The sequence below is a fragment of the Bradyrhizobium sp. 141 genome, from assembly GCF_023074055.1.
GTDB lineage: Bacteria > Pseudomonadota > Alphaproteobacteria > Rhizobiales > Xanthobacteraceae > Bradyrhizobium.
In genome coordinates, this window is record NZ_JADPKR010000099.1 from 1 (window position 1) to 9,917 (window position 9,917).

Sequence of the window (9,917 nt, forward strand, 5' to 3'; positions counted from 1 at the left end):
GCCGAGGAAGCCGCAGGTGCCCTTGATGGTGTGGACCAGGCGGAAGATGTTATCCAGGATCTTGGCGTTGTTCGGCTCCTGCTCGAACTTCACCAGCTGATTGTCCACGGTGTCCAGGCTCTCGCTGGTCTCCGTCAAAAACTCCCGCAACAGATCATCCATGAAAACAGGCCTTCATACAGGAAGGGCGCGCACGAGGTGTGATGCGCCATTTCGGAATGGGGCCAGCTTCACCGCAAAGCGTTTAATATTGGTTGAGTATGTGCAAAAGAACGGAACCAACAAAGAGATAAGGCGCTCCGGACAAGCCGAAGCGCCTCGTAAAGATTCGATTAAGAGGCCGAGCGCGAAGCGCGCGTTTACGAAGCGGTAATGATGATGGCTTCGCCTTCCGGCTTGAGCGTCACGGTGAGCCCGCAGGCCTGCGCCAGCAGCCGCGTATAATAAGGCTGGATCGCATGCGCATCCGCGGCAGGCCCGCGCTCGCCGCTCAGCAGCTCGGAGATGTTCTGCGGCAGGCGCGCGTTATGGCCGGTCGCGGTGATGCGAAAGCTCATCGTCTCGCCCTCGCCGATCGGGTCGATCGTCAGCATACCGCCGCGCGGGATCGTATGCTGGGCGACGACCAGCATGTTGAGCAGCAGCTTGACGCGGTTCTTCGGCATCAGGATCCGCGGCAGGTTCCAGGTGATCGAGCACTTGCCATCCTCGATGTGGCCGCGCGCCATGGTCTGGGCATCGCCGAGATCGATCTGCGCGCCGGAGGAGCCGGCCGCGCCGAAGGCAAGACGGCAGAACTGGAGCCGGGCGGAAGCGGTCTTGGCGCTCTTGCGGATCAGGTCGAGCGCGAACTCGCGGTCTTCGGGCTTGGGATCGTCGTCGAGCACTTCGAGCCCGTTGACGATGGCGCCGACAGGGCTGATGAGATCGTGGCAGACCCGCGAGCACAAGAGCGCAGCGAGTTCGAGCATATCGGGAGCAGTGGCAGTCGCGGGCGACGAGGCGTCAGACATATAAAGGGGTCCTGGAGGGTTCCTGGAATTGCACGGCGCTGGACGCCGCGAATCACGCATGCTTGACGGATGCTGCGGGTTCTAACATTCGCCGGCCCGCGGCAGCTAGCTTGCGATCACGTCGAGGCGGTCATAAGCCAAGTCGAATCGATCGGGGCGAATCAGTCGAAAGGAACGAATTGCCGATGATTGAGGCATCCAGGTGAAGCGGATCATCGACGGCGCGGCCGCATCCGGCCTGATGGAGCCGCTGACGGCGCTGGTGGTGAAGGCGGGCGAGGCGATCCTCAGGGTCAACCGCGCGGCAATGCGGGTCGACGGCAAGCAGGACGGCTCGCCGGTGACCGAGGCGGACCTTGCCGCCGACCGCATCCTCGCGGAGGGCCTGGCCCAGCTCGCAGGCGACTTCCCGACGCTCTCGGAAGAGCGGACCCAGCTCGCCTCCCCGCCATTCGAGGGCAGCTTCTTCCTGATCGATCCGCTCGACGGCACCAAGGAGTTCGTCGCCGGTCGCGACGAGTTCACCGTCAACCTCGCCCTCGTGACATCGGGCGTGCCGCTGCTGGGCATCGTCAGCGCGCCCGCGCTGGGCCTGCTGTGGCGCGGCATTGTCGGCCGCGGCGCCGAGCGCGTGAGGTTTGACGGCGCTATCATCGGCGCGGCCGAGCCGATCCACACCAGCAAGCTGCCTGCGCGGGGAGAGCCCTGGATCGCGGCGGTGAGCCGCTCGCATGGCGATCCCAGGAGCGAGGCGTTCATCGACAACAGGCCCAATGCGGTCAGGCGGACGGTTGGCTCGGCCGTGAAATTCGGCCGGATCGCGGAAGGCAGCGCCGACATCTACCCCCGCTTCGGGCCCACCTGTGAATGGGACGTCGGGGCCGGCGCCGCGGTCGTGACCGCCGCCGGCGGCAGGGTGACCGACGGCAAAGGCGGCGAGCTCCGATTCGGCCAGCGCAGCGACACCGGCTTCATCATCCCGGAGTTCATCGCCTGGGGCGACCCACAGGCGGCAGAACCCTGAGGCGGTGGGCTGCTACTGACTGAGCTGTTCCTGAAGCGCCGGCCAGCGCTTGCCCACCTCATAGAGGAACCGCTCGGGGTCGGCGGCAAAGGCATCACGATTGGATTCCCGGCTGAACAGGTACAGCCGCTGCGCCACGATCGCGAAGAAACGGGGATTGCCGGCGACGGTGACGCCGCGGGCGATATCGGCGGGATCGTAGCCACCGCATTGCGGCCCATAGATTTCGGGATAGGCCAGGAAGGACGCGCGGTTGCCCTCGTTGCGGAAGCGCCAGACCGCCCCCCAGAGATTGGCCTCGAACTCGGCCGTCCCCTGCACCGCTCGGCCGTCGACGAAATAAGCGACGGGATCGAAGCCCTCGATGGCGACGCCGGTGAAACGGTTGACGACGACCCGCTCGGTGGTGGCAGCCTCAGCCGGCGACCCCGAGCCGGTGATCCACATGCCCGACAGCAGGCAGACGAGCAGGCCGATCAAGGCAATTCCGGGGCGCAAAGGGCTATCTTCCTGCCGTTGTGCCGTCATAGTTGCTGCGGATAACATCCGAGTCGAGGGGACATCCGGCGCAACCTAGAGCCGCGCCTGTTGGCGTCAGGTTAAGGAAGCGACCGGTTTCGGTACCAGGGGTTCTTTTATGACTTTCGCATCACGCCTTGCTGCGCTCGCGCTCGTCGCGATGGTGGGCTGGATCGTGCCGGCCTCCGCCCAGCAGGCGCCGCCGCCCAATTTGCCGCCGCCGCAGCGGACCCCGACGCCCAGCACCTACGGGCCGGACGAGCTTGTCGGCGCCGGGCACCGTTTCTTCGGCAACGTCTCGCGCGGGCTCGCCTCGATCATCGAGAAGGCGATCAGCCAATGGGGCCTGCCCAACGGCTATATCCTGGGTGAGGAAGGTTCCGGCGCCTTCGTCGCCGGCCTGCGCTACGGCGAAGGCACGCTCTACACCAAGAACGCCGGCGATCTCAGAGTCTACTGGCAGGGTCCCTCGCTCGGCTTCGACTGGGGCGGCGACGGCGCGCGCACCATGACGCTGGTCTACAATTTGCCCGCCACCAACGCGATCTACCAGCGCTTCGCCGGCCTCGACGGCTCGGCCTACATCATCGGCGGCTTCGGCATGACGGCGCTCACCGCCAACAACATCGTGCTGGTGCCGATCCGCTCCGGGCTCGGCCTGCGGCTGGGCGCCAATATCGGCTATCTCAAATACACGCCGCGTGCGACCTGGAACCCCTTCTAGGCCGCTTCTCCCATCCGGGCTACGATCAAGGTTAACGACAGAGCGGGGCTGGCTTTTTGCCGGCCCGCCATGGCATGGTCGTTGGTAAATTTTTCCTTAGCTCCGGGAGTTCTGCCCCATGGTCGAACCGATCATGTACCTGGCGATCGGTTTCCTGCTTTCGATGCTGTGCGGGCTCGCGATCGTGCCGCTGGTGCATAACCGCGCCGTGCGCCTGACCACGCGCCGGCTCGAGGCCGCAACGCCGCTGTCGATGGCGGAGATCCAGGCCGACAAGGACCAGCTCCGCGCCGAATTCGCCATGTCGGCGAGGCGGCTCGAGATGAGCGTCGAGCAGCTCAAGAACAAGACCACGAGCCAGCTGGCCGAGCTCGGCAAGAAGAGCGACGCCATCAACCGCATGAAGATCGAGCTCGGCGAGAAGAACGCCACGATCTTCGCGCTGGAGGCGCGCGAGAAGGCGGTGAAGGAGCAGCTCCGCGCCACCGAGGAGGAATTCAACACCAAGACCGAAGCCCTGCGCGCCGCCGAGAATGCGCTGACCGACAAGCAGAACGAGCTGGCAAAAATCAATTCCGAACTGTCCGACCGCTCGATGATGGCGGAGAGCCGCCAGGTCGAGCTGGTCGCCGTGCGCGCGCAGATCGAGGAGTTGAAAAACCGCGTCGGCGATGCCGAGAAGGAGTTCGCGGCGACGCAGGCGCGGCTCGCGCAGGAGCGTTTGGAATCGGAGACCGCCTCACGCGAGCTCGGCGATGCCCGTGGCCGGGTCGAGAATCTGAGCCAGCGCGTCACCGAGCTCGATCGCCAGCTGATCGGACAGGTGAAGGAAGCCGAGATGCTGTCAGGCCGCGTCACCGACCTCGAAGGCCGCCTTGCCACGCAAGGCAAGCTGCTCGCCGAGCGCGACTATGAGAACAACCAGCTGCGCCAGGCCAATGAGACCAACGAGCGCACCATCAAGGAGCTGCGCGTCGAGATCGCGGGCTTGAGCGGCGGCAAATCGTCGGCGGCCATGGAGGCGCTGCGCGCCGAAAAGACCGCGTTGGAGGAGCAGCTCCGCACCGCCCGCGACGAGCGCGCAAAACTGCAGCGTGACATCAACGCGATCCAGCAGCAGGCCGAGAGCTCCTGGGCGACCGAGCGCATGGAGAACGCGCTGCTGCGCGAGCGCATCAACGATATCGCCGCCGAGGTGGCAAAGCTCGCGATACAGCTCGAAGGCCCGAACTCGCCGATCGAGGCGCTGCTGGCGGCCGAGGCCGGCCAGCCGCCGAAGCCGGCGCCGCGCCCGGCCAACGACGCCGCAACCAATGGCGCAGCCGCCAGCCTGCCCGAGGGCGGCGGAACGCTGGCCGAGCGCATCCGGGCGCTGCAGGCCCACGCCTCCCGCGCCCGCCAGCAGGGCGCGTAAGCGGCCAAAAATCCGGCTTCCGTCGCCAATTGCGTGAGGGAGGCAAGGTTTTCCGGCCCCGCGGCGCCTGGAAACTTGACACCTTAAGCCCGCACTTCTAAATCGCGGGCTCCGATGCGCCGGCCGGCCGACAAGGTCCGGCCGTCTGCATGATGGTCCCGGGCGCATAGCTCAGCGGGAGAGCGTTCCCTTCACACGGGAGAGGTCCAAGGTTCGATCCCTTGTGCGCCCACCATTAAGCTCTTTGAATCAGCCGCTTAGCGATGCAGTTCTCCAAATATGTGCCCCAAAAAAGCTGGGGCACAACAAGGGCACGAAGCGAGAAATGATGGTCTACGGAACGGCTCGGCTGCTCATCGCGCGACCGTTCGATGTTCTCCTCCACCCAACCGGTGTAGGCGACCTCGTTTGTCTCGATGCGCTCTTGTCTGCGACGTTCCTGCACTGTTTCTTTCTCTGCCTTTAGTCCTTCTCAGGCGGTGAGCGATCACTCTGCCCAGCAGCAGGACTTCGGCTGCGCGCCTAAAGAAAAACCCGCCAGCCAACTAGGGCTGACGGGTTCTCGTTTGCCCATGCGTATCCGCAAGCGATGGCCGGCGGCAGTGATGCCCGCCGGCCATTGTTCACGTGAAGGTGAGACCAAACGGCCAGCGAGCTTTTGCTGGATGCACGATCTGGCGCTGCCCTGACCAGAGAGCGGCCAAGGGATTGCGCGCTGCTTCCGCGGCGAGGTATAGTTTGCACCTGCACTCTCGAAGCCCACGTTCGCGCCGCTCACCGCCGGACTTCCCCATGAAACCGAATAACGAACGCCCCTATGCAACGCCTGAAGCTGCGGCGCGAAAGCTCGTCAAACTCGCGAAGAGCGTCGAGCCGATCAACGGCCGCATTCACATCGAAAAGATCAATTATCCCTTCATCTCGAAGGACGGTTGCAGCTGCAGCAGTCCCGAATTCGGCGCCGGCGTCAAATACGTGGTCGAGAAGGGCTGGCTCGACCTCCATGAGAGCGGCACGTATGTGAAGCTGCTGACGCCGGGCGAGGAACTGCTAACAAGCTAAGGCCTACCTGCGCAAATTCGCGAAATCGGATTTTGTCTCCGGCGTCGAGGTTGAGCCGGTATTGATGTATGGCGCCTGCGGGCGACATGGGGATTGCGTTCAGAAAAAACAGGCCGCCAGCTGAGACGTCCTTACGTAGGCGGCGCACTAGCGTTCAGAAGCTGAGCGACGGCGGCCACGATCTGCGCAGGCGCAAATGGTTTGTTTAATAGGATGCTGTTCGGCACGCCGTTGGCGGATCATTGATCGGCCGCGGCGCCAGTCATGTAAATGACGGGGATGTCGGGATTTAGCTCTCTGGCGCGGTGCCCAACTTCCCATCCGTTGAGCATGCCGAGCAGATTTATGTCCGTGATGAGGGCTCGATACTTGTTTATGTCGCCCTTCAGACGGGTTACCGCCTAATACACAGGCTTCTCGGCGCCAGGAACCCGCATAATACCGGTCAGTTAATCGCTGCCGGCTCGCCGCCGCGGATGATGGTGACCGTGCTTACCGCTCTACGATGGTGCGACATATCGCCCGCCCCAGCCAGACGATGACCGCCCGAAAATCGATCTACACTCCGCTGCATCAACGATTATTGACCGAGGCCGCGCATAGCGTTCGGCTCACGTTCGTCGAGATCGAAGACATTTTGGGACGTAAGCTCCCAGCATCGGCTCTCAAGTTCACAGCGTGGTGGAGAAACGAAAGCTCCATGAAGGCCGGGCACGCTCAAGCGAGGGCTTGGATGGTTGCGGGCTTTCGTGCGCATGCTTCGATCAAAGACCGCGTCGTCGAATTCCGCGGGGTTTGATCGAGCTGTACCGTTTAGCGCTTGTCGAAGATCTTCGCACGCTGGAACAGCACGGTTTGAAGCCCGGTGATGATCAACTTGTTCAACGTCTCACAATCGTTCGGCGACAGGTGAGGAAGCTGGCGCGAACTCTTCCACTGCTCAATGGCGGCGGAGACAGCGGCGCGCAATTCGTCATCAGTCGGGCTGGCCATCGGTCGACCTCAATGCGATCGCTTACAGCTTGGCGCCTTTTGAAGCGGATGCAATTAAACCTTCGGTTCAGGAGTTGCTTCAGCGCGGGCGAACCGACGATGCGATTGGATCGGCTCGCTACCCTATATCCGCTGCGGATGTGATCTTGCGACCTTAGAGATCGATCGCAGTCGCTCGATCACTCTGGTAACTGAGCAAAGAACTTCCCGCTCATCCTACTCGCTCGCCCCCGCTGTTTTTGAAAGCGCTGCAAGCGAGCGTAAACCGCTTGGCGGGTGCGGCGTAGCCGTTCGCCGGCTTCCTCAGCTGTGGCACCTGCGCCAAAGAGCGAGAGCAATTCCGGCTCTTCGTTCGGCAACCACGGACCCGTCGAGGTGCGACTATTCGCCATTCGTCGGGCCTCCAGGTCCTCAAACGCGCGGCGGCGATGGCCGCCGCGGCGGGTCTGGAATGCGAGGGCCGCTCCACCCGCGGCGACGCCGACAAACGGCTGGGCTCAGGCTCGCGATTATCGCGCACCACCCACGCCGCTAGGCGAGCATAGCTTCGCCTAAGGGTCGGCACGAACCAAGCAGATGCGTCTTCGTGACCCATGCCGCAAAACAATAACCATGAACCATTTAGAAAAGATGGCCGGGTGTTCCCGATCCGTAACTGATCGTAAACCATGCGATGGCAACAAACGGCTATGGAAACCGAACGCCCGCTTGAAACGATACTTCAAGACATCCCTCGGCAAGAAAAGCTCAGGTCGCTTTTTAATCAGTATCACCGGCAATTTCTCGATCGTCTTCGTGACCGCGATTGGGTGTCTTCCTCAAAGCTTCCCGACAGCCCCGGAACAGCGCTCGCTCTTTTACGAAACGGATGGATGGAGCGACGCTCAACGGGCGAAGGTGTCGAATATCGTATGACAAAAGCCGGTCTGTTGGAGCTTAGCCGACCGCGATAACTCAAAGCGGAGAGGAGGCAACGCAGTGTTAACAGCCATGGAAATGATCGTCGCTGGCTACGTGAAGATGCGAGACCGACGTGCATTGGCAGATTTGCTAGCCCATCGCCGCAAGGTGCTCGCCGAACTGCAAGCCGTGTCGGGCATCAATCCTCGGAACGCGGTCAAAGCGATCCAAGAGGAACTTGCGCTTGTCGAATCTGGTCTCGAAGAACTCAAACCGCCGCCCGGCTCATTGCCCGAGAACGAGTGGAGCTAGCGAGAAAGCCCGCCGCCGCGGCACCTCGCTCGCTTGACTACGAGTAGTAACCGGGCGGAAACCAATCCGAACTACGCTAGTTGTAGCGCTCATTAACGGACGGGGCGCGATACGCATGGGCAGGAGAAGCCCGCTCCCGGAAGGTGAGCTGGTTTCTTTTTCGATTGAGCAAGAATGCGCGTTAATAAGATCACGTGGGACAAAGTCGGTCGGGTAACGGAGCCGGGTCGATACAAATGCTTCTTCGGATATCTAACCGTCACTTCAGAGGACATTGAGGTGTGGACCAGCTATCCCGACGCGACGTTCACTTTGATTGCGGGGCCGACGACTGAGCAATCGGTGGGCGAAGATTACCGTCTAGGCGCGTTCGACATCGGCAATCCTCAACAGTAGGACGGTCCGCCCTCGTCGCCTAGGGCACGGCCTCGACGGGGCTGCCCCGCGGGTCGTGGACGGGACCGGTAGCGGTCAAGAGCATTTGGCCATGCATCGTGATCGGTTGATCTGTGACTGCGCAAGCATCTTTATCCAAACCGCTTTGCCACTTCGGTAACGATCAAATCCCGCTCCAGTAAATGAGCCTTTTGGGTCTCAATCAGGGTGTCAAGCACGGAAAGCGCGAGAGCGAGATCGCGTCCCTCGCGCTTGAGTTGGGTTATCACCATCTCTTGCTGGCTGATGTGTTGCTAAGCCCCATTCTAGCGGCGGCAAGGAACGGCTCGGCGGCATATCGAAAATGGGAAATCCGACGCTCCGCTCGCTGCTTGTTTGTGGCGCGACGTCGGTCTTGCGACGCGCGAAGGGCAACGAGAAGGAGCCGCGGTGGCTAATCGCGCTTTTGGCGCGACGGCCTTTCAAGGTAGTCGCGGTCGCGCTTGCCAACAAGATCGCGAGGATCATCTGGGCGCTCCTCACCAAGGGCGGAAGCTATCGAAATACTGGCGTGGCAAGCGGCGCAGCACGTGCCTGAGCCGAACGACGACCAGAACAGACTGCCCGGCACGTAGCCGGACAGAGGCGCGGTGCATAATTAGACGATGACCCCACGGGAGGAAATCCCGAGGCGAGAGAGGCCGGCGCGACAATGCGCTTAAAGCGCGTCAGATTGATCAGCCCCTCGCATCGCGAACTTCATCGAGGCCAGCGGTCCACGACCGCGCTGAAAGGCCGGACATATGACCGCACCGTTCCCGGAGGACGAAATGTCTAAAAAAGCACTTGCCCGCGGAGCCGTTCCACATATGTCGCGCCATAATGTTGCCCCGAACGAACCAAGCCGCGTACCAACTCTGAAAAGTGGGTGCAGGCGCTTCGTGATAAGTGCGCGGATCATCGGTGATTGAAATTGATCACAAACCCGACAATCGTCGCCGCCAGTCTCGGTTCGACTAATGGCCGGACACACGTCCGCCTTGTGAGGAGCGGTTCATCTGCAGGGTTTGCAATAAGCGCGGCACCATCCTAAGGGAACGAAGTGACCCAACCATGCCCATGAGAAAGCGTACGGACTAAGGACTGCAATTCATCTCCACATCGTGTACGCGTCTATAGCGCATCACTGCGCGCTCAGTAGCTAACCTGGTTCTGGCCGTCAATCGAGCTTTCTATCGGGTGCCGACTTCGAGACCGTTCCAAGCGATATCGCTACTAAGGCCGATCTCGTGGTTTCTCATCTGTCGCAGACCTTATCGAGCACCGCCCGCACCGCGGCGTTGTCTCGGCTTCGAACGTCGGGCTGGTCCCGAGAAAGAATGGATGTCAAATCGACTAGGCTTGCAGAATTCGATTGGTTAAGGCCACCGCACAAACCTGTCCATGGGCTGCGAGATACCAGATACCGGTGTTTCCAAGTCCCTTAGTGTCTGTCCGGGAACATCTTGAATCATCGGAATCATTTATGATTCAAGGGTGGCGGTCCGATTCGAAGGGGCGCCCATGTGGACGAAGGAGAAC

10 protein-coding genes, 1 tRNA gene and 1 pseudogene are annotated in these 9,917 nt (G+C 61.9%); 8 read left to right on the forward strand and 4 right to left on the reverse strand.

All coding sequences use genetic code 11. The annotated features are described in order from the left end of the window. Nucleotides 1-162: Hpt domain-containing protein (locus tag IVA81_RS30380; RefSeq protein WP_155256717.1), on the reverse strand; the 162-nt coding region annotated here is incomplete at its 3' end. Between the two features lie 197 nt (nucleotides 163-359). Next, entirely contained in the window at nucleotides 360-1,013 is a 654-nt protein-coding gene (locus IVA81_RS30385; RefSeq protein ID WP_247324799.1) for a histidine phosphotransferase family protein, read from the reverse strand. A 202-nt stretch (nucleotides 1,014-1,215) separates the two neighbouring features. Between IVA81_RS30385 and IVA81_RS30390 the strand changes: the two genes are divergently transcribed. Further along, on the forward strand, nucleotides 1,216-2,037 hold the full coding sequence (locus IVA81_RS30390) for a 3'(2'),5'-bisphosphate nucleotidase CysQ (RefSeq protein WP_247324802.1): 822 nt from the start codon (nucleotides 1,216-1,218) through the stop codon (nucleotides 2,035-2,037). Between the two features lie 12 nt (nucleotides 2,038-2,049). On the opposite strand, the gene IVA81_RS30395 is transcribed toward IVA81_RS30390, so the two are convergent. After that, nucleotides 2,050-2,535, reverse strand: coding sequence for a YHS domain-containing (seleno)protein (locus IVA81_RS30395; protein ID WP_247324805.1), 486 nt, complete (start codon nucleotides 2,533-2,535; stop codon nucleotides 2,050-2,052). A 139-nt stretch (nucleotides 2,536-2,674) separates the two neighbouring features. Here IVA81_RS30395 and IVA81_RS30400 point away from each other — a divergent pair, with 139 nt between their 5' ends. The 4 genes from IVA81_RS30400 (at nucleotide 2,675) to IVA81_RS30415 (ending at nucleotide 5,756) form a co-directional block, all read left to right on the forward strand. After that, nucleotides 2,675-3,280, forward strand: coding sequence for a DUF1134 domain-containing protein (locus IVA81_RS30400; protein ID WP_212088922.1), 606 nt, complete (start codon nucleotides 2,675-2,677; stop codon nucleotides 3,278-3,280). 118 nt (nucleotides 3,281-3,398) lie between these two features. Then, entirely contained in the window at nucleotides 3,399-4,694 is a 1,296-nt protein-coding gene (locus IVA81_RS30405) for a hypothetical protein (RefSeq protein ID WP_247324807.1), read from the forward strand. Nucleotides 4,695-4,854: 160 nt separating this feature from the next. Then, a tRNA-Val gene (locus IVA81_RS30410) sits at nucleotides 4,855-4,929 on the forward strand. 557 nt (nucleotides 4,930-5,486) lie between these two features. Continuing rightward, nucleotides 5,487-5,756, forward strand: coding sequence for a hypothetical protein (locus IVA81_RS30415; RefSeq protein ID WP_247324808.1), 270 nt, complete (start codon nucleotides 5,487-5,489; stop codon nucleotides 5,754-5,756). 813 nt (nucleotides 5,757-6,569) lie between these two features. Here IVA81_RS30415 and IVA81_RS30425 read toward each other — a convergent pair. Continuing rightward, nucleotides 6,570-6,749, reverse strand: a complete 180-nt coding sequence (locus IVA81_RS30425; RefSeq protein WP_247324809.1) for a hypothetical protein — start codon at nucleotides 6,747-6,749, stop codon at nucleotides 6,570-6,572. Between the two features lie 990 nt (nucleotides 6,750-7,739). Here IVA81_RS30425 and IVA81_RS30430 point away from each other — a divergent pair. The 3 genes and pseudogenes from IVA81_RS30430 to IVA81_RS30440 form a co-directional block, all read left to right on the forward strand. Beyond that, nucleotides 7,740-7,961: a hypothetical protein gene (locus IVA81_RS30430; RefSeq protein ID WP_247324812.1), complete on the forward strand. Its 222-nt coding sequence runs from the start codon at nucleotides 7,740-7,742 to the stop codon at nucleotides 7,959-7,961. Between the two features lie 174 nt (nucleotides 7,962-8,135). Continuing rightward, entirely contained in the window at nucleotides 8,136-8,357 is a 222-nt protein-coding gene (locus tag IVA81_RS30435) for a hypothetical protein (RefSeq protein WP_247324813.1), read from the forward strand. A 295-nt stretch (nucleotides 8,358-8,652) separates the two neighbouring features. Beyond that, nucleotides 8,653-8,934 (forward strand): annotated as a pseudogene (locus tag IVA81_RS30440) (transposase); the annotation flags it as partial. Between the last annotated feature and the right edge of the window lie 983 nt (nucleotides 8,935-9,917).